Origin of the sequence: Clostridioides sp. ZZV14-6150, from assembly GCF_020657875.1 — a bacterium.
Lineage (GTDB): Bacteria > Bacillota > Clostridia > Peptostreptococcales > Peptostreptococcaceae > Clostridioides.
This window is the reverse complement of the sequence record NZ_JAGWDA010000007.1, coordinates 51,612-71,926: the sequence shown is the minus strand read 5'-3', so window position 1 is coordinate 71,926 and position 20,315 is coordinate 51,612. Positions and strand designations below refer to the sequence as shown.

At 27.8% G+C, this 20,315-nt stretch carries 18 protein-coding genes; 1 reads left to right on the top strand and 17 read right to left on the bottom strand.

The features are described 5' to 3' along the window. Positions 1-43 precede the first annotated feature (43 nt). The 16 genes from KGF41_RS09815 to KGF41_RS09740 all read right to left on the bottom strand — a co-directional run bounded on the left by KGF41_RS09815 (position 44) and on the right by KGF41_RS09740 (position 17,470). Entirely contained in the window at positions 44-916 is an 873-nt protein-coding gene (locus tag KGF41_RS09815; protein WP_227827051.1) for a metallophosphoesterase, read from the bottom strand. Positions 917-1,079: 163 nt separating this feature from the next. Then, on the bottom strand, positions 1,080-1,631 hold the full coding sequence (locus KGF41_RS09810; protein WP_227827050.1) for a helix-turn-helix domain-containing protein: 552 nt from the start codon (positions 1,629-1,631) through the stop codon (positions 1,080-1,082). A gap of 20 nt (positions 1,632-1,651) precedes the next feature. Then, on the bottom strand, positions 1,652-2,554 hold the full coding sequence (locus tag KGF41_RS09805; protein ID WP_227827049.1) for a glycyl-radical enzyme activating protein: 903 nt from the start codon (positions 2,552-2,554) through the stop codon (positions 1,652-1,654). Positions 2,555-2,568: 14 nt separating this feature from the next. After that, positions 2,569-4,941: a formate C-acetyltransferase/glycerol dehydratase family glycyl radical enzyme gene (locus tag KGF41_RS09800; protein WP_227850134.1), complete on the bottom strand. Its 2,373-nt coding sequence runs from the start codon at positions 4,939-4,941 to the stop codon at positions 2,569-2,571. Positions 4,942-5,156: 215 nt separating this feature from the next. Then, positions 5,157-5,780 (bottom strand): hypothetical protein, encoded by a 624-nt coding sequence (locus tag KGF41_RS09795; protein WP_227827047.1) that lies wholly within the window; start codon positions 5,778-5,780, stop codon positions 5,157-5,159. Next, positions 5,758-6,849 carry a sensor histidine kinase gene (locus tag KGF41_RS09790; protein WP_227856613.1) on the bottom strand — a complete coding sequence of 364 codons (1,092 nt, stop codon included), beginning with the start codon at positions 6,847-6,849 and terminating at the stop codon, positions 5,758-5,760. The genes KGF41_RS09795 and KGF41_RS09790 overlap by 23 nt, the downstream gene beginning before the upstream one ends. A gap of 284 nt (positions 6,850-7,133) precedes the next feature. Continuing rightward, complete coding sequence (locus KGF41_RS09785; protein ID WP_227841994.1) at positions 7,134-7,847, bottom strand: LytR/AlgR family response regulator transcription factor; 714 nt, start codon at positions 7,845-7,847, stop codon at positions 7,134-7,136. A 243-nt stretch (positions 7,848-8,090) separates the two neighbouring features. Beyond that, positions 8,091-8,645, bottom strand: coding sequence for a DUF2812 domain-containing protein (locus tag KGF41_RS09780; RefSeq protein WP_227850132.1), 555 nt, complete (start codon positions 8,643-8,645; stop codon positions 8,091-8,093). A gap of 101 nt (positions 8,646-8,746) precedes the next feature. Then, positions 8,747-9,538, bottom strand: coding sequence for a zinc transporter ZupT (zupT, locus tag KGF41_RS09775; RefSeq protein WP_413840768.1), 792 nt, complete (start codon positions 9,536-9,538; stop codon positions 8,747-8,749). A 163-nt stretch (positions 9,539-9,701) separates the two neighbouring features. Beyond that, positions 9,702-10,865: a M20 family metallopeptidase gene (locus KGF41_RS09770; protein ID WP_227827042.1), complete on the bottom strand. Its 1,164-nt coding sequence runs from the start codon at positions 10,863-10,865 to the stop codon at positions 9,702-9,704. Positions 10,866-10,928: 63 nt separating this feature from the next. Further along, complete coding sequence (locus tag KGF41_RS09765; RefSeq protein WP_227827041.1) at positions 10,929-12,116, bottom strand: hypothetical protein; 1,188 nt, start codon at positions 12,114-12,116, stop codon at positions 10,929-10,931. Positions 12,117-12,452: 336 nt separating this feature from the next. Then, positions 12,453-14,153 (bottom strand): ABC transporter ATP-binding protein, encoded by a 1,701-nt coding sequence (locus tag KGF41_RS09760; protein WP_227841996.1) that lies wholly within the window; start codon positions 14,151-14,153, stop codon positions 12,453-12,455. A gap of 219 nt (positions 14,154-14,372) precedes the next feature. Further along, positions 14,373-14,648 carry a PTS sugar transporter subunit IIB gene (locus KGF41_RS09755; protein ID WP_227434042.1) on the bottom strand — a complete coding sequence of 92 codons (276 nt, stop codon included), beginning with the start codon at positions 14,646-14,648 and terminating at the stop codon, positions 14,373-14,375. Positions 14,649-14,745: 97 nt separating this feature from the next. Beyond that, positions 14,746-15,279: a molybdopterin-guanine dinucleotide biosynthesis protein B gene (gene mobB / locus KGF41_RS09750; RefSeq protein ID WP_227827039.1), complete on the bottom strand. Its 534-nt coding sequence runs from the start codon at positions 15,277-15,279 to the stop codon at positions 14,746-14,748. Between the two features lie 23 nt (positions 15,280-15,302). Beyond that, positions 15,303-16,484: a molybdopterin molybdotransferase MoeA gene (locus KGF41_RS09745; protein ID WP_227827038.1), complete on the bottom strand. Its 1,182-nt coding sequence runs from the start codon at positions 16,482-16,484 to the stop codon at positions 15,303-15,305. A 251-nt stretch (positions 16,485-16,735) separates the two neighbouring features. Continuing rightward, positions 16,736-17,470 (bottom strand): hypothetical protein, encoded by a 735-nt coding sequence (locus KGF41_RS09740; RefSeq protein WP_227827037.1) that lies wholly within the window; start codon positions 17,468-17,470, stop codon positions 16,736-16,738. 362 nt (positions 17,471-17,832) lie between these two features. Between KGF41_RS09740 and KGF41_RS09735 the strand changes: the two genes are divergently transcribed. After that, complete coding sequence (locus KGF41_RS09735) at positions 17,833-18,738, top strand: selenium metabolism-associated LysR family transcriptional regulator (protein ID WP_227827036.1); 906 nt, start codon at positions 17,833-17,835, stop codon at positions 18,736-18,738. A 176-nt stretch (positions 18,739-18,914) separates the two neighbouring features. Here the strand turns inward: KGF41_RS09735 and KGF41_RS09730 are convergent, their stop codons facing one another. Then, on the bottom strand, positions 18,915-20,309 hold the full coding sequence (locus KGF41_RS09730) for an aminopeptidase (RefSeq protein WP_227827035.1): 1,395 nt from the start codon (positions 20,307-20,309) through the stop codon (positions 18,915-18,917). Positions 20,310-20,315 lie beyond the last annotated feature (6 nt).

The window sequence follows — 20,315 nt, the reverse complement described above, 5'->3', positions numbered from 1 at the left end:
TTTATATATATGTCATTGATGTTTATATACACAAAAAACCTTATTAATTAGACCTTAATGTAATCCTTACTACTTCTGGTTTACAATTAAGTCTAATAAGAACTTTTGAGCCTCCTAAGCCTTTATTTAAAACCATAGTGCTACTACCTTTTTCATATTTTCCCCAGTCATACTTAGGAAAAAACTCTCTATTTGGAGATAGTACACCTCCAACAAAAGGTATTCTTATTATACCGCCATGAACATGACCAGCCAGAACTAAATCAGCTCCCCATTTTACATATTTTTCAAAGAAGAACGGCGTATGAGCTAAAAGTATATTATACTCATTTTCGTTTATTTTACCTAACTTATCTTCTACGAAATTGTCACTCAATTCTAACTTTTTATTATTAGCAAAAAAATATGGATAGCATCCCAATGGTATGATTAAACCATATAGATTAATATAACTATCTCCTTTATATATTCTTACAGATTCATTTTCCATATTTATTATTTTTTTTGAATACAATTCCTTAAAATAATCCTTATATAGATGTTTATATTTTTTTATTAAAGATTTTTGTTCATGATTTCCAACTATATGGTATACTTCATATTTTTTTACTAAATTATCAATTAAATCTAATGCAATTTGAAAATTTTTATTTTCTCCATCAACTAAATCTCCTGTTATAAATATAACATCTGGATTTAAGGATTCAATTTTATCTATCAATGTTTTGTTATTGTTTTTGTCAAATACCTTATTATGTAAATCACTTACTTGAACTATTTTAAAGCCGTTAAATTCCTTTGGAATTTTTTCATTAAATATGGTATATTCTGTTGTTTCTATATGTTGAGTTTCATACTTATACAGAATATATAAGATTGCTAATACTAATACTGTCAATAAAACTTTCATAATCATATATTCTTCCTCTTTATTATATTTTATTAATATTATTATAATGCTTTTATGTTTATTTTAAAACAATAATGTTAGTACATGTATACAAATCTTTTCGACATTACAAAAATAAGTTATCCATTTTGGTAATAAATATTTATTCCCAAAATGGATAACTATAAAATTATCTATAAACTTCTATATTATGAAATACAGTTTTTCCATTATTTAAATTTTTATATAAATGTTCTAGCGTCCCATCAAATCTAATTGAATGTCCAGACTCTAAAATATAAGTTTTTCCATCTACATTAAGCTCAAGTTTACCTTCTATTACAAGTACATACTCTTCCAGAACATGACTATGTGTAGATGAAACATGTGTACAATTTGCTTCAAGCTCAATTATAAAAAGTTCAAACCTTCTTTGAGGGCTAAAAGGATATATGGGATATAACTTCATATTGCCTTGCTGTTCAATAATAGGTTCCACATCCTCTTTTTTTATAACCTCATAAGTGTTTGTATTTTCATTTAATAGTGTTGTAAAATTTATTTTGAATCCAGATGAAATTTTCCATAAGGTAGATACAGTGGGGCTCGATTCACCTCTTTCAATCTGTCCCAGCATTGCTTTACTAACTCCTGTCATCTTTGAAGCTTTATCTAAACTTATGCCCATGTCTTGCCTTAATAACCTTAAATTTTCTCCTACATTAGGAAATTTATTATCCATGTTAAAATCCTCCTGATAGTCTATTTGTATTCTATGATTTTTACGCCTGTAAGTTCTACTATCTCTTTTAATTTTAACATATGGCTATTGCAAATTTCATCAAATTCATACATATAATCTTCAAGCCCTAATGCTTTATATTTATCAAGTCCAAATTTATGATATGGAAGTAATTCCATCTTTCCACCTAAAACATTTTGTTTTACAAATAATGCAGTGTTTCTTATATTTTCTTCACTATCATTCACTCCAGAAATAATTGGTACTCTTATAACCATAGATTTGTTTAATTTTGAAAGTCTACATATATTTTCTAATATTATCTCATTACTTACTCCTGTATATGCTCTGTGAACATTATCATCCATAGATTTTATATCTACAAATATATGGTCTATTTTTTCAAAGACATCTTTCACTTTATTCCACTCAAAATATCCACAAGTTTCAATTGCTATGTTTATACCTTTATTATAAAAAACATCAACTAATTCTCTTAAAAAATCAATTTGAAGTGTGGGTTCTCCTCCAGAAAAAGTTACTCCTCCGTTAGACTCAAAGAAAAATATAAAATCTTTTTCAACTTCCTTTACAATCTCTTCAACACTCATTTCTTCAGTCATTATACAGATAGCATCATTGAGACATGTTTTAACACATCTTCCACACAAATCACACTTATTATTTATTTGACTTCTATCAGATAATGAACTTATATTTTGAGGACAAACATCTATACACCTATTACAAGATATACACTTATCCTTCATAACTCCTAGCTTTACTATATTACTCCATGAGTCTGGATTAGAACACCACTTACATTTTAATTTACATCCTTCTAAAAATATAGTAGTTCTTATTCCATCACCATCATTTACTGAAAAATGTTGTACCTTTACAACTTTACCTTTTTTACTCATAATCTACCTCATAATTAAAATTTACTATGTGAGTTTCTAGCTATTATAGCATCTTGCATCTCTCTTGATAAATTAACAAATTGAGTACTATACCCAGCAACTCTCACTAATAAATCTTTATATTCTTCTGGATTTTCTTGAGCTTTTAATAAGACATCATTTGATATTGTATTAAATTGTACATGGAATCCACCTAGTGCAAAATACGATTTGACCATAGAAGCTAGGTTTCTAAGTCCTCTTTCTGTCTCAACCAAATCTTGATTAAATCTTAAATTTAGAAGTGTTCCTCCAGTGTGAACATCATGATTTATTTTTGATGCAGATTTCATAGCTGCTAATGGACTTGTTGTATCAGTTCCGACAAATGGAGAAACTCCTTCTGTCAAAGGTTTTGTGGCTTTTCTTCCACATGGAGTTGCACCTACTATTTTTCCAGTTGGAACATAGTTTGATATACCCATAAATGCACTATTAAATTTAGAGCCAAAAATATCCTTATATTTTCTAGTTTCACTATAATAAAAATCAGAAACTTCAATAGCCAATGAATCTACATAATCATTGTCATTTCCATATTTAGGAACATCTAAAGCAAGCTTTCTTAATTCTTCATAGCCTTCCCAATCATTATTTAATGCCTTTGTTAACTCTTCTAATGTAGTAACCTTATCTTCAAATACTAATTTTTTTATAGCTGCCAATGAGTTTGAAACTACACCTAATCCTATACCTGTTAAAACAGGTCCTATATTGTATTTTGCTCCACCTTTACTCAAATCAACACCTTTATCCAAACAACCATCTACACAAGTAGATAAAAATGGTCTCGGTACTATTTCTTTATGAATTTGTTGAGCAACAGTAGTTCCTATAACAGAATTTTTTATAAGATATGCTAGTTGCTTTAAAAACGCTTCTTTAACTTCTTCAAAAGATGCAAATTCGTTGATATTTTTTACATCTAATCCCATTTTTTCTCCAGTTAATCTACTCTTACCTTCATTCATAGCATATTCCAGTGCTGCTGCAAAATTAATATTTACTGCTGAAGTCCATTGACCTGTCTTTCTAAAGTGAGGAACAACACAACCACAATTGCTCCAATCTCTTGCATCTTCTGCATCATATCCATCTTGAAGTAACATTTGTGCTCCTGCACTATCACTGTGTATAGCAGGAAAACCAGTACCTTGTTTTACCAATTTCGCAACTGCCATAACAAAATCATCTGGTGCTCCCTGACTTATTCTAACACTTAAACCTGGTTGATGAGTTTTTACACTTTCTGTTGCCTTTAAACACATATATGAAATATCATTAGTTCCATCAGTTCCATTTCTCTTTTTGCCACCAACAGTAAGGTTTTGAAATTGGTTGTATCCTGCAAAATAATTTGCTGTATTTGCTGATATTGTCCATACCCACTCTGATAGCTTAATCCATAGAGCCTCTATCAACTCTTGAGCCTCTGATTTAGTTATATTCCCTTCTTTAGTATCTTTTTCATAATATGGATACATATATTGGTCAAATCTACCTAAGTTCAATGCTAATGGATTTTCAGATAAAACACCACCTAATTGCACAAACCATACAAATTGTATCGCTTCATAAAAACTAGTTGGAGGATTTGCTGGTACATTCTCACATACTTCTGATATTTTTATAAGTTCTAACTTTCTTTTTGAATCTTTCTCTGATTCACTCATTTCTTTTGCAAGTTTTGAATATCTATTTGCCAATGTCATAATACCATCTGCAACGATAGAAACAGACTTATAGAAATCTATTTTTTCAATATTTTCTGAAATTGATATGTCTAGTTCTTTTATCTTCTTATCTGCTTCTTCCTTGATACCCTTATATCCTTTTACAAATAATATATCTTGATAATCTGGAGTTACTTCCCCTACTGCCTGTCTCCACTTAGAATCATTATCTATTATTCCTGTATCTACCAATATCTTAGCTGTATCTTCTGGAATTCTTGCTAAAAAAACTTCTTCCAAAGATTTACCCTTCCAATATGGAAATATCTCTTTTCTTATAAATTCTATTTGATCTTTTGATATTACATATGGGTCTTGAGTTCTTTCATCAAAAGTATCCATTTCCTTATCTACCCATTGCCAAGAAAATTCTGGTGTTAATATACCTGTTCTTCTGAATTTACCAGCTGTACCTACAATTAATTCATTCTCAAATATTTTTATAGGAAGTTCTTTACATGCATCTAAAAAAGCTTTTGCTCTTCTTATACATATGGCTTCTCCCTCAGTCTTTTTATGTGATTCTGTAAAAATTCTAGCCCTTTCACAACATATCATAGGTTTAGAATTAACATATTCTTGTCTAAATGCTTCTATTCTATCAGTTTGACTCATTTAAAATCCCCCTTTGGATAATATACATTAATTTTTGTATGTTATAACATACTTTAATTATATTATACTGTCCTTTAACATGAAATGGCAACCATAAATAATGTATTTTTGAATAAAAATACTTGCCTAAATATAAGACATGCACTTTATTTTCTAATTTAAATCACAAATTTCTCTATAATACATTTCTACAGTGCCATAATTTTTTTATTATATTAATGATTTGAAATATCAAACTCATATTCTAAACTTAGTTTTAAAACCTTAGTAGATTTTTTAACTTTGTTAACTTCAACATGTATATCATTCATATAAGGAAGCTCTACAGAGCCTACACCTTCATTAAATGTTTTTATAACTGCATCTGCAAATTCTTTCTCAGTTAAATTGGAACTAGTTAGTGACTTAAATATGTTGTATATAAAGTTAATATACTTATCCCTTTTATCTAACTTATCATTCTCAGGATATTCTTTGGCACATAGAATGTCTACCACTGCCTTTCCTTCTTTCTGATCTTCAGACATAGAGTAAAATAAACTTCTAATATCTTTTTCGGGTGGATTTTCAAATCCATTTATAGATACTACAAAACTACCATCTGAATTTGAATTAGCGATCTTATAACCACTATCTGTTATAACCTTTGAAAACTTTTGAGATAAATCTTTTTTAACTTCTTCCAATCCTTCTACAGTATTAGCTTTTTTTGAATAATCTTCAAACAGTTTAATAGAGTCATCTTTTTTATCTTCAATTGAGTTATTCGATGAATTTTCACTAGCTTGCTCTAATATATATGCCCCAACTAGTAACTTAATCGACCCAACTGTCAGCATCTTGATTCAATGGTATGTATATATTTAGTATAAATTTGTCTTTCTGATTTTCAAATAATAATTCTCCATTGTACTCTTCTAAAGACGATTTAATACTTTGAATTCCTATTCCATGTATAAATTTATCCATTTTGTCTGTTAACAATATATTTTTATTAGAAATAATATTATTTGCTTTACTATTCTCACATTTAAGTACAAAAAATGATTTTGTTATAGTTCCTTTAATTCTAATATATTTATCAATATTTTCATCTGATATTTTCTCACATGATTCTATTGCATTATCTAAAATATTGGCAAATATACTTGATACATCTATAGGTTTTATAAAATCAACTTTTGAAAAGTTTATGTCACAAATAAATTTAATTCCCTTTTTTGTAGATATTGCACTCTTTTCATTTATTATAATGTCTAATATCATGTTTCCTGTATTATAAATAGATTTAAACTCTTTAATTTCATCTTTTAAATTATTTACATACTTATTAATTTCTTTACCATCACTTTTAAGATTATCTATACAACAAATATGATTGTTTATATCATGATAAAGCTTCTTAACTCTCATATGAGATTCTTGGATACTTAAATAATGAGCATATTGCATATCTAACTTATTTTTTATTAATTCATTCTGAGATTTTAACTTATTATCTTTTATTATTTGCCTAAACAATAATATGAGAACAAGGCTACTAGCTCCTATTACCTTTGGATTTACAAAATTCTCAAAATAATATGGTTCTGAATGTAACCATCTAAACCGTTCTAATTTCCTTGATATATAGACTCCAATTATATTCATTGTGTTGGCTATTAAAGCAAATAATAAATATACATAATTTCTTTTATCTTGACTAAGCAATTTTAATCGATTATACAAAAAACTAAGTATCATATATACAAATATAATAAATAGATTCCTGTATATGTAAACTTTCATATTATCAGAATAAGATGCTAAAAGCCACTCTTTAGATGAAACAACATTACCTGTAACTACAAAAAATAAAATTCTATCTGCAACATCTTTAAAACAGTCATAATAAATATTAAATAGCAAAAAGAAAATTATGTATTTAATATATCCTATGTTGTAAAAATAATTATAATATATCCCCCAGACAATAAATACTATAACATCAATCAAATAATATATATTATTAATATAATTTTCTTGTATATTAAATAATATAGTTATTTTAACTACAATATAAATTATTCCCAATAAAGTATAAAATACAATTTGTTTGTCTTCTTTATTATCTTTTTTATAAATTAATATCCTTTTCATAATAATAAATCGTACACATATAGATACAATTAATAATAACTCAGACATAAAATTTAACATATTGTATCACCAAGAAATTTTAAAAATTTCTCCTTAACCTCTTTATACCTATATCTACTAATGGGTACTTCTTCGCCACTTTCTAAAATAGCAATATTTGGCTTTATGTTTTCTACATAACTTAGATTAACTATAAAGCTTTTATGACATCTTACAAATTTATCTAGTTTTAAATCTTTTTCTATTTTTCCTAGACTATACTTCACTCCAAAACCCTTATTTATTGTGTGTATTAACATATCTTTTTTTTGAATCTCTATATATTTTATTTCATTTAAATAAATCTTGTATGTATTAGACTTGTTCTTTATTACAACGTAATTACTTTTATTTGTTTCAATATCTTTAATACAAGTTAATATATGTTTTTTTAATTCCTCTAATTCTATGGGTTTTAGCAAATATCTATAAGCTCTTACTTCATACCCTTCTTGCACATAATCTATTAAAGAGGTTATAAATATTATCTCCATTTTATTATCCACTTCTCTAATCTTTCTTGCAGTATCCATTCCATTCATTTGCTCCATTAGTATATCAAGAAGCAGTATATCTATATCTTTTAAGCTTCCTTTAAGTAAATCTTCTCCAGAACTATATTTTTGTACTTCATATTCTATATTCATAGTTTTTAATAGATTATCAAGATATTCTTCTATTAAACATTGTGTTTCTTTTTCATCTTCACAAATTGCTATCCTAATCATAAGTTCCTCCTAATGCACTTTCTTATTACACACTATTAGAATTTTTTTATTGAGATATTTAAATATGATTTTAAATATCTGATACCTTAGAATAACATTTTTAAATTATTCTTATCAATACTCAAGATTCAAATAAAATCTAAAAGATTATAACTGATATGAATATATATAAAGAATAACAGTTATTGATAAAAAAAGTGTCTCAAAATAATTTTTCAAAATTATTTCGAGACACTTCTCCCTTTATTTATTTAATTTTTTAATCCTTAAGTAATACATTATTCTTCTATATAATTGTACCAAATACAAAGTTAATAACATAATTTGTAATGCGATAGTACAAATATCTACTCCATAACCATTAAATAAATTTCTTATTTCAGTGAACAATAAATATATAAAAATAACTACTAAAATAGTAAATAAAAATAAATTCATGAATAAAATTGATTTTACTTTATCTTTGTTATCTAAACCACTATATAATTTAGGAGGTACATCTTCATATGTTTTAGTCCATACATACCATGAAGATGTACCTATAAAACTACCAATACTTCTAAATATAAGGTTCCACCCTCTAGACTTATATTTATTAAAATAATCTTCCTCAGCATCATAATAATAATCAATAGCGTATTTTATTTTTCTTGGAGTTCCTTTATAAAAATAAAAGATTCCTCCAAGTTTACTTATCTTATATAGGTTATATCCTTGTTCTTCCATATCTTCTAACCATTCTTCTATCCTATCAGGTGAACTATACCAATCAAATTTAAACTTCATTTTCTTTTCCATAAGATTCACCTCCAAAATGATATTTTTGACATATAATAATCTATTTTAATAATTATATCATTTTGATATTAATTTTAGGTTACAATTAGATATCTAAAAATCTATTTAAATAGCAATAAACTAATAGCCATGACAATCATTCCTGCAATTAATCCATAAATTGATAAATGATGTTCACCATATTCTCTAGCTGATGGTAGTAGTTCATCAAGGGATATAAATACCATAATACCTCCAACAATGGCAAACACAATTCCAAGTGTAGTATCATTTAGAAAATTTCTAAGAAGTACATATCCAATAATTGCCCCTAAAGGTTCTGACATTCCAGATAAAAAAGAATAATAGAAAGCTTTCTTTTTATCTCCTGTAGCATAATACACTGGTACAGATACAGAGATTCCTTCTGGTATATTGTGTATAGCAATTGCTATAGCTATTGGTATTGCTATTGTAGCATCATCAAGTGCTGATATAAATGTAGCTAATCCTTCTGGAAAATTATGAATTGCTATAGCCATTGCTGTAAATATCCCAGTTCTTAAGAGAGATTTATTTTTTTGTATATTTTTTTCATCCACATTTTCCATTTTCTTTATCTCATGAGGATTTTCTTCTTGAGGAATTAACTTATCAATAATTGCAATGATAGCCATTCCTGCAAAAAAAGCTATTACAGTTGACCAGCTTCCTAATTTTTCTCCCATAGACTTCGTTAAAGCATCTTGTGCCTTAGGAAATATTTCTATCATAGATACATAAATCATAACACCAGCAGAAAATCCTAAACTTACAGAAAGAAATTTAGTATTGGTCTTTTTAGCAAAAAACGCTATACAACTTCCTATTCCAGTAGACAAACCAGCAAACAAAGTTATTAAAAACGCAAACATTATATTACTCAATTAAATCACCTTCTTTTTTAATTGATATTGATTATCATTTTCTTTTATAATATCATATCTTTTTTTTATAGTCAACATTTATAGTAATTATAGACAATAAAAAAGCAGAGTATAAACTTAGTCTCTGCTTTTTCTTTATAGTATATTAAAATTATTTATTTAAAAAGTCTACTGCATATTGAACATATAAAGCAGTTCCAATCTCTAAGGCATCTTCATCTATATTAAAACACCCATGATGATGAGGATAACAAGCTCCTTTGGCTTCATTTCTAGCGCCTACAAATGCCAATGCACCAGGTGCAATATTCATAAACTCAGCAAAATCCTCTGCTCCTGTTACTTTTTCAAATAGTGCTATACTTTCTTTTCCAAATAGCTTAATTACTGCATCTGTAGCTATCTTTGAACATTCCTTGTCATTTATAACAGCTGGTGTTAAATATCCATACTCTAACTCAGCTTCTGCTCTATATGCTTCTGCTGTAGATTTTGATATACGTTCTAAAATTGTAGGAATTTGTTTTCTAAGTTCTGGATTAAATAATCTTATTGTGCCTTCTAGAACAGCTTCACTTGCTATTACATTAAATCTTGTTCCAGAATTTAAAACTCCAACACTTACAACTAGTGGCTCTAAAGGACTTACTTCTCTACTAACCATGGATTGTAGGTTCATAACTAATGCAGAACTTGCAAGTACTGCATCAACACCTTGATGAGGAAGTGAACCATGGCCACCCTTACCTTTTACAGTAATTTTGAAGAAATCAGCAGAAGCCATTCTTGGACCTTCTTCAACTGATACAGTCCCACACTCCACATCACTCCAAAGATGAATTCCAAATACACCATCTACACCTTCCATAGCACCATCTTTAATCATAGCTCTTGCACCTTTACCTACTTCTTCTCCTGGTTGAAAAAATAATTTCACAGTTCCCTTAATATCATCTTTAATATCATTCAAAACCTTAGCTGCTCCTAAAAGCATTGATGTGTGACCATCATGTGCACAAGCATGCATAAGCCCCTCATTTTTTGATTTGTATTCTACACCTGTACATTCAACAACTTGAAGTGCATCCATATCTCCTCTAAGTGCTACAGTTTTTCCTGGATTAGCTCCTTTTATAGTTGCAATTACACCTGTGCCTCCAGCTGATACATATGGTACTCCTATCTTATCAAGTTCTTCTTTAATTCTCTTTGATGTTCTAAATTCTTCCATACTTTTTTCAGGATTTTCATGAAATTCTCTTCTAAGTTTGATTACATAATCTTTATATCCATTTGTTATTTCTTTAATATTCATTCCAGACCTCCAAGTGTAACATATTCTTCTTATTATTTAAATGCCTTATTTATTAGTTAAAATTTATATAAGATTTACAAAAATACCTGCTATTACTACAGAAGCTATTGTTACTGTAGTAAATCCACCAACAAGCATCTTTGGAAGCATTTTATCCATCAAAAATTCTTTTTCTTCTGGAGTTTCAGCCAAGGCCTTTACTGCTTCTTCAGTTAATATATAATTTGGTGGGAAACCATAAAGTGCTGTAAGTGAAACTGAAAATGCCATTTCCTTACTTTCACCTAAAAGCTTACCTACTATAATAGAGAATATCCCCATACCTATTACACCAAAAATTATAATTCCTACAAGAGGAACAGCCATTTCAGCAAGCATTGCTGGTGTAGCTTTTGCTAATCCTGCAAATATGAAAGCCATCAATGATGTCATTAACCACCCAAATGAACCTGATTTATTAAGTGGTTTTCTGTCAACTATTCCAAGTTCTGATGCTATTACACCAAATATTAAACAGATAACATATCTTGATACAACTTCATGTGTAAGATTTGTAAATTGCACTGCTAACCATGCTACAAGTCCTAATCTAAGTATTATCATATATGTAGTATCATACTTTTCAGGTAAATCTGGAATTATCTTAAACTTACTCTTTTGCTCAGGTACTTTTTTAGTTTCTTCTTCAACTTTAGTTACAGTCACTTTTCCACTTCTAAAATCTGATAAAAGTCTTTTTCCTTCTTTTTTAAGCATTAATGCTGTGATAGGATAACCTGCAAACCCTTGTGCCACATACATTAAAATTGCTAGAACTGCTAAGCTTGCAAGACCTTTTGCTGTAGCAGCATCTGCCATCATTATAGATGCAACTAATCCTCCAGTAAGAGGAGGTGTAGCTATTACTGCCGTATCCCATCCAAACACTAGAGTTCCTAATGCTAAAGCTCCTACACATACTCCTACTATCCCTGCTAGTGCTATTACTATTGTCTTCCATTGACCTGCTAGCTCTTTAATACTCATCATAGTTCCCATATGAGTTATTAATAAAAGCATACCTAACTGTGCCAATGGTGTTCCTAGAGCTGCTAGGTCCACGATATTTTCTGGGAAAAAAGTCCAAAATCCTACTATAAATATAATTGCTGATACAAAAACTGATGGAACAAAAGCTTTAGTTTTTGCTGAAACTACATCTCCTATCGTCAGTGATACTAAAACTAGACAAAAAGCTGTTATTGCTTCCATACAAAATCCCCCCTCATAAATAAATATATTTGTATACAATGTATGTATAGTTATCCATTATTTTACTACTTTTGAAAAACATTTCAAGTCAAAATTCGATTTTTTTCATAAAATTCTATAAATTCTATTAATTAAAGTTAGTTTTCTAAATTATTCTTTTTGTAAAAACGTTATCCTATACATTGGCTATTTTACAGTACTCTTATAAAGATAATTGAGCATAATTTGCAAAAAATAAAACATAGAATACATTTTTCATAAAACATCTCATTAATATAAAATGAATTTGCTTTATGAATCTTAATATATTCTATGTTTATAAATTTAATTTATATGTTAGTTATTGTGTAATCTACTATATACGCCATTTTTGTTTACTAACTCTTCATGAGTACCTCTTTCTTCAATTCCTTTATCTGTCAGTACTATGATTTCATCAGCATTTTTTATAGTAGTCAATCTATGTGCAACAACTAAATTTGTTCTATCTTTGCTTAATTCTTCTAAAGACTCTTGAATTTCTCTTTCTGTTACATTATCTAAAGCGGAAGTAGCTTCATCCAATATTATTATTGGAGGATTCTTTAAAAAGATTCTCGAAATTGAAATTCTTTGTTTTTGCCCACCAGATAATTTTACTCCTCTTTCTCCTATATAAGTGTCATATCCATCTGGCAGAGTTTTTACAAAATCGTGTATTCTAGCTTTTTTTGCAGCATCAATCATCTCTTCATCTGTAGCACTAGGATTTCCACAAAGAATATTATCTCTTATAGTCCCTGTAAATAAAAATACATCCTGTTGTACTATACCTATATTTTTTCTCAATGATTTTAAGCTTACATCCCTTATACTCTTTCCATCAATTTTTATATCACCTTTATCAAATTCATAAAATCTTGGCAATAAATTGCATAATGTAGTCTTTCCTCCACCAGAAGGTCCAACTAGAGCTATAGTTTTACCAGCTTCTATAGACAGACTCAGATTATCTAATACTTGAGTATCATCTTCATATGTAAAAGATATATTTTCTATCTCGATATTACCTTTTACATGTTCAAGCTCAACAGGGTTTTTAGCTTCTTTTTGATGGTCTTGTTCCATTATCTCTATGAATCTTTTAAAACCTGTCATACCATTTTGATATTGTTCTGTAAAGTTTATCAATTTCTTCATAGGTTGTATAAACATTTTTACATATAATATATATGCAGCAAAATCACCTAAAGTAATTTTTCCAAGATAAGTAAAGTATCCACCAGCTATGACAACTACCCATTCCAAAATATCCATATATAAGTTCATACCAGAATAGTATTCTGCCATTACTTTATAAGAATCTTGTCGTGCTCTCCTAAATAATTTATTGCTTCTTACAAACTTGTTTAATTCTTCCTTTTCAGTACAAAAAGACTTAGTTACTTTCATTCCAGCTATGCTATTTTCTAAAGTTGCATTTACATCACCTATAGTAACTCTACTTTTCATAAAAGCTATATTCATCTTATCTTTTTTTGTTATCGCAAACCAAATTATAAATGGCAATATAGCAAATATTATAAGAGTAAGAGGAATATTTATATCTATAAGTATAAAGAATGAACCAACTAACATTACTATAGAAATGAATAAATCTTCAGGACCATGATGTGCAAGTTCTGTTATATCCATTAAGTCATTTACTATTCTAGACATAGTTACACCAGATTTATTATTATCAAAATAAGTATTTGGAAGCCTCTGTAAGTGTGTAAATACCTCATTTCTCATATCAGCTTGCATATCTACACCAATGACATGTCCCCAATATTGCATAAAATAATTAAGTCCTGCTTTTGCTATAAATATAAGTATAAGTACAACTGCAAAAACTACTAGCATTCTTAAATTTTTATTTGGAACAATGTCATCCATTATATTTCTAGTTATCATAGGATAAACTAAATCACATAAAGAAAATAAGAATGCTGCTATAAGGTCTAATGTAAAGATTTTCTTATATGGTTTATAATATTTGACAAATTGTTTTATCATAAGTTTTAAATCCTCCTTTATCAATACGTCTAAAAAATACCCTTAAATTAGTATAACATAACACTAATTTTAAATCTTTTATAAAATTGAATATTTATTTTATATAATTACATATTTAAAATACACCTAAAAAGAGCCATATCTATGTAAATAAAATTTTACGAAGATACAACTCTATATTTAGTACTAAATATTTTTTATAACTGTAAACTTAAAAACTTATTTTAAAGCATCCAATATTTTCTTATCTAATGCAGCAGTATTTATACCTGTTATGTATGCTGTTGCTTTTATTGCAGGTATATCATAAGTTGTTGGTAATATAGTAGTAGATACTATTAAATCAGCACCTTCTTGTTTTGTTGCACATTCAGCAATTTTACATTGTATAACTTCTGCTTGTATGTTATTTTCTTTAACCAATCTTTCTACTTTGTCACAAACTACTGTTGATGTTGCAATTCCTGCTCCACATGCTACTAATATTTTTTTCATATTATCCTCCTACGATTTTTATAATTAAATAAATTTCTCATATCTTTATTTATATATAAATAATTATACCATTTTATATCAAAATAATATCTTAAAATTATTCTTTTAATATGTTTTTTATTTCACTATCATTTAATTTTAAAGTATTATTTTTTATACAAGATTCTATGTACTTTGATATAGTTTTGTAGTCATTCAAACCAAACTGCTTAACATTTAAATCATATTCTATATCACTTATAATACCTATCAAATCAGATTTATTTGATAAAATATCCTTATACTTATCTTTTCTAGTTACCTCTAATCTTTTAAATCTGTAATTTTTATACCCCTCTATAATAATCAAATCCATGTCTTCATAAAACCTAATCATTTTATATAGTGGATTTTTATCTTTTAATTCTTCAATATATGCTAACCTCTTATTTGATATTATACAAACTTTTCTCGCACCTGATTTTCTATGTTTATAAGTATCTTTACCTTCCTCATCCATCTCAAAATCATGGCATGTGTGTTTGATAACTCCAACATTATAACCTTCTTTACTTAATTCTTTTACTATACCTTCAATTAATGTAGTTTTACCCACTCCTGAATAGGAAACAATTGATAATACATTATACATAAAACCATATCCCCTTCATAAAACTATATAACAACAACATCTACTAATTGGTTTTCTTTTATTATTTCTCTCTTTTTTATCTTAATCATGCAATTACTTCTTAATGTTGCAGATAATCTAGCCTTGGCATCTTTTTTATCATTTAACTTAACATATAATTTACCTTCATCTGTATATAATTTTCCACTTACAAACCTATCGTTATTTGAGAATTTGTTAAATTCTCCTTTAAATATAGCTTTTATATAATGGCTGCTTTCTTTATATGTTAAATACTCAATCACAGGAACAACTACATTATCAAATACCACAATTGCTGCATGTGGATTACCAGAAAGCCCAAACAATATTTTTTCTCCCAATGTAGCTACATAGCAAGCACCTCCAGGTTTAATATTTATCTTCCAAAACAATTCTTTTGCTCCTATGTTTCTAAATACATCTGGTATTAAATCTTTATCTCCAACAGATACACCACCTGTAGTAATTAAAAAATCTACATTTTCTAGCATATCCTTTACTTTTTTTTCTAACTCTTGTATATCATCAGAACAAGTACATATTGTATCTGCTTGTATTCCAAGCTTTAGAAGCTTTGAATATAATGTATATCTATTACTATCATATATTTTACCATCCTCTAAAGTTTCATTTATATCTTGTAATTCTGTTCCTGTATTTAAAACGCCTACTTTTAAATCATCATATACATCTAATTTAGATATTCCAAGACTCGCTAATACTCCTATACCATCATACCCTATATGTTGATTTTTACTAATAATTAATTGACCTTTTTTTATATCCTCACCTTTAAATATATAATTGTCATATTCCTTTAGTTTTACATTTAAAGTTATCATGTCTTCTCTAATTGTCACATCTTCTTTTTTTACCACACAGTTTGCTCCATTTGGAATTTTTCCACCAGTCATTATCTTCACTGCTTCATTTTTATTTAATATACCATCAAACACTTCTCCTGCATATAATATTCCTATGACCTTTAAACTTTTATTTTCAGAATTTGCATCATATGCATAACCATCATATGGTGACCTGTCAAATGGAGGACTATCAATTGTTGAATATATATCTTCTGCAACTACTTTATTTACTGCTTCTATAAGATTAACTCTCTTAATCCTACTTATTGGTATAACATTTTCTTCAATAATTTTTATGGCATCTGCTAATCCTATCATTTTAAATACACCCCAATATATTTTTTATTTAAAAACATTCTTAATGTAGTATAATTATAAATTACAATAAATCATTTTAGCTTATATTTAATTATAACTAATTGTTATCTATAAGTGCAGTTTAAATTTAATAAATCTTATAAAATTATCATTAATTGTATTAACTTCAATTTTATACATTTTATAAAAAAACTGTTTCAAGTTAGAAATTTACTTCTACCTTGAAACAGGCTTATATGCTTTAAAATTCATTATTCTAATAAAGCTCCTTTTATTATTTTTACAAATTTATCGCTCTCAATAGTTTTTATAGACTTTATTTTATTGTCTACTATACTTATTGTAAGTATTTCTTTTTCTAATACTTTATTATCTTTCTTTAATCTATAACTCTTCACTACCCTATTTCCTTCATAGTTATATGCTGTTAAATCATAATTGGCATTACCCACGATTTCATTTATCCTAGATTCTTCAACTCCAATATACTCTCCTAAATCAATGTTTTTATATTCTTCTAAAGATACAGCTGACTTTTCATTATCATTTTTTTCAATCATAATATCATAATTTTCATCTACAGTTATTATACTTTGTGATGAAAAAGAATTTGTTTCAACATTAACAACTTTATTTTTATTAATATTAATGTATAAAGCACTTCCATCTAATTCATTGTTTCCAGTATATTTAGGGTAAACTAATGTCATATAACTTGATGTATTTATATCTTGCATTGCATTTGATTCTTTTAAATTCTTATTTTTTATATAATAAATTGTGTTATAAGGTATTCCCATATTCTTTATAACATATTTATAATCTTTATCTATCATTTCATTAACATCATTTTGAACTTTTGTCATAGTTTTTTGCTGTGTTGCTTTACTTGCTACTTGATTTTTCTCTTTAGTAGTTTCCTTATGACATCCAACAAGTACAATCCCTAAAATAGTTACACAAACTAATGACCTTTTTAACTTCATAAATCAATCCTCCTTTCTTAAATTCTATAATATTTATCTATATCTCATTGTGTGATTATCTCTTTTTTCAATAATTACGTTCATTATTTTATAAAATAATTATATAATATTTATTTAAATTTAATAAGATTAATAAGCTATTTGTAATTTTTTTGTAACAAAACACGTTTTAAGGTTGAATTTTGAAAATTCAATTTACAAGATACTTGTGGTAAATATCCTTATAACATTATACCAAATTATTCCTAAACAATCAAAAACTCCATAAACATTTTAAGGTTTTCTATTTCAAAAATCCCCTTCAACCATTAATTTATCAAATATGTTATAATAGTTTTAGATAATTTAAGGAGGATTAAATAATGGATTTTAAACAACTCGAAGTATTTGTTGCTGTTGCAAAACATCAAAGTTTTTCAAAGGCTGCAAGAGAACTTTTTTTAACTCAACCTACTGTAAGTGCACATATACAAAATTTAGAAAGAGAGTTAGAGACTGTACTTATAAACAGAAGCAACAAAGTTATTACACTCACAAAATCTGGTGAAATTCTTTACGAGCACGCTATATATATATTAAACAACTGCAAACGTGCAATTTATGATATAAAAGAATATTCAGGTAAAATAGAAGGTATTATAGATATAGCATGTAGTTCTATACCTGAAACTTATATTCTCCCTGATTTTATGAAGAATTTTTCTATGAGTTATCCAGATGTAAAATTTTCCATAAGCCATTATGATTCTCAATACGCTATATCAGAAATTTTAAATGAACGGATAAGCTTTGGATTAGTTGGTTCTAAAATTAACAATCCTCAAATCGAATATCTAGACTTATTAGATGATGAACTTGTACTTATTACTCCTTCAGATTTTAAAATTGATAACAAGAACAATTACATTGATATAGAAGAATTGGCTTCTTTCAATTTTATTATGAGAAAAGAAGGCTCTGGTACTAGAAACTTAATACTAAACACACTCAGCAAAAATAACTTTCCGGTAAACAAATTAAATGTAATAGCTCATGTAGAATCAAATGAAGCCATTAAAGAAATGGTTAGATTAGGCCTTGGTGTATCTTTTATATCATATATTTCAGCTATTGATTATCTAAATGCAGGCAAAATAAAATGCTACAAAATAAAAGATATTGATTTTACAAGAAAATTTTTCTTTATTTATTCTAAAAAGAAAACTTTTTCTCCATTAGAAGATAAATTTCTAAACAGACTATGTGAGTACTTTGAAATCATAATATAATAATTTTAATACATGGAACTCAAATTTAAATTATAAACTACTAAATTAATAAAATAAATAGAGTAGTATTATACTATGTTCATTTAATTAATGAGCATAGTATAATACTACTCTATTTACTTATTACTTATTACTTATTACTTATTACTTATTACTTATATTATTGTATATTAAATTTATAAGTTTATATTAAAAAACGCCTTATATCCTTTGTACATTTCATATATATCTACTTTAGAAACAATCTCATGTGGCGCATGCATATTTAAAACACCAACACCACAGTCTATAACCTCTGCGCCTTGATTTGCTAGGATGTAGGCTATTGTGCCTCCTCCACCTTGGTCCACTTTCCCAAGTTCAGCAGTTTGCCATACTACATTACCCTCATTAAAAATTCTTTTTACTTCTGATATAAACTCAGCATTGGCATCATTACATCCACTCTTACCTCTCGAACCAGTATACTTATTTAAAACTATTCCATTTCCCATATATGCAGAATTTCTTTTTTCATATGCCTCACCAAAATTTGGGTCATATCCAGCTGCAACATCAGCTGATAATACTTTACTATTTGCTAAAGCTCTTCTTACTTTAATATCACAGTAATCGCCTTCTAAAGCTATTAACTCAGCTACAGTATTTTCAAAAAACTTTGAATGCATACCTGTATTTCCTTGGGAGCCAACTTCTTCTTTGTCCACACATAATGTAACTGAAGTAAATTCTGGTTGTCTAGTCTCTAATATAGCTTTTACAGCAGCATATGAACATACTCTATCATCATGGCCATATCCTAATACCATTGACCTATCAAATCCCAAATCTCTTGCCTTCCCAGCTGGAACTACTTCAATCTCAGCACTTAATAAATCTTCTTCAACTATACTATATTTTTCATTTAAAATTTTTAATATATTTGCTGTTATAGGTTCTTTTTCTTCGCCATCCAAAGGCATATTTCCAATCAATACATTTAAGGCTTCACCACTGATTCCTTCTGACAATTTCTTTTGCATTTGGTCTCCAGCTAAATGAACCAATAGGTCAGTTACACAAAATACTGGGTCACTGTCTTCTTCACCAATAGATACATCCACTTTTGTACCATCATTTAATATAACTACTCCATGTAAAGCAAGAGGAATAGCTGTCCATTGATATTTTTTAATTCCTCCATAGTAGTGAGTCTTAAAAAAACCTAGATTAGCTTCTTGATACAATGGGTTTGGTTTTAAATCTAATCTTGGCGAATCTATATGACTACCTATAATCTTCATACCTTTTTCTATATAATTTTTACCTATCACAAAAAGTGCTACTGCTTTTTCTTTATTTATAGCATAAATCTTGTCCCCATGACTTACACTTCCCTTTTCCATAGCTTCATCTATTGAAATATAACCATTTTCTTTAGCCAATTTTATAATTTCTTTTACTGAAAGTCTTTCAGTTTTTGATTTACTTAAAAAATCCATATAATTGCGAGCATATTCCATAACCTGTTCAATAGCATTTTCTTTTTTTTCAATTTCCCATGCATTCTTAAATTCATGCTTTAAGTCCATGTTTTC

What these genes read in the sequence shown, in the direction of transcription:
- KGF41_RS09815 (WP_227827051.1), bottom strand. Translation starts at nt 916, where the DNA reads ATGATTATGAAAGTTTTATTGACAGTATTAGTATTAGCAATCTTATAT.
- KGF41_RS09810 (WP_227827050.1), bottom strand. Translation starts at nt 1,631, where the DNA reads ATGGATAATAAATTTCCTAATGTAGGAGAAAATTTAAGGTTATTAAGG.
- KGF41_RS09805 (WP_227827049.1), bottom strand. Translation starts at nt 2,554, where the DNA reads ATGAGTAAAAAAGGTAAAGTTGTAAAGGTACAACATTTTTCAGTAAAT.
- KGF41_RS09800 (WP_227850134.1), bottom strand. Translation starts at nt 4,941, where the DNA reads ATGAGTCAAACTGATAGAATAGAAGCATTTAGACAAGAATATGTTAAT.
- KGF41_RS09795 (WP_227827047.1), bottom strand. Translation starts at nt 5,780, where the DNA reads ATGCTGACAGTTGGGTCGATTAAGTTACTAGTTGGGGCATATATATTA.
- KGF41_RS09785 (WP_227841994.1), bottom strand. Translation starts at nt 7,847, where the DNA reads ATGATTAGGATAGCAATTTGTGAAGATGAAAAAGAAACACAATGTTTA.
- KGF41_RS09780 (WP_227850132.1), bottom strand. Translation starts at nt 8,645, where the DNA reads ATGGAAAAGAAAATGAAGTTTAAATTTGATTGGTATAGTTCACCTGAT.
- zupT (WP_413840768.1), bottom strand. Translation starts at nt 9,538, where the DNA reads ATGTTTGCGTTTTTAATAACTTTGTTTGCTGGTTTGTCTACTGGAATA.
- KGF41_RS09770 (WP_227827042.1), bottom strand. Translation starts at nt 10,865, where the DNA reads ATGAATATTAAAGAAATAACAAATGGATATAAAGATTATGTAATCAAA.
- KGF41_RS09765 (WP_227827041.1), bottom strand. Translation starts at nt 12,116, where the DNA reads ATGGAAGCAATAACAGCTTTTTGTCTAGTTTTAGTATCACTGACGATA.
- KGF41_RS09760 (WP_227841996.1), bottom strand. Translation starts at nt 14,153, where the DNA reads ATGATAAAACAATTTGTCAAATATTATAAACCATATAAGAAAATCTTT.
- KGF41_RS09755 (WP_227434042.1), bottom strand. Translation starts at nt 14,648, where the DNA reads ATGAAAAAAATATTAGTAGCATGTGGAGCAGGAATTGCAACATCAACA.
- mobB (WP_227827039.1), bottom strand. Translation starts at nt 15,279, where the DNA reads ATGTATAATGTATTATCAATTGTTTCCTATTCAGGAGTGGGTAAAACT.
- KGF41_RS09745 (WP_227827038.1), bottom strand. Translation starts at nt 16,484, where the DNA reads ATGATAGGATTAGCAGATGCCATAAAAATTATTGAAGAAAATGTTATA.
- KGF41_RS09740 (WP_227827037.1), bottom strand. Translation starts at nt 17,470, where the DNA reads ATGAAGTTAAAAAGGTCATTAGTTTGTGTAACTATTTTAGGGATTGTA.
- KGF41_RS09735 (WP_227827036.1), top strand. Translation starts at nt 17,833, where the DNA reads ATGGATTTTAAACAACTCGAAGTATTTGTTGCTGTTGCAAAACATCAA.
- KGF41_RS09730 (WP_227827035.1), bottom strand. Translation starts at nt 20,309, where the DNA reads ATGGACTTAAAGCATGAATTTAAGAATGCATGGGAAATTGAAAAAAAA.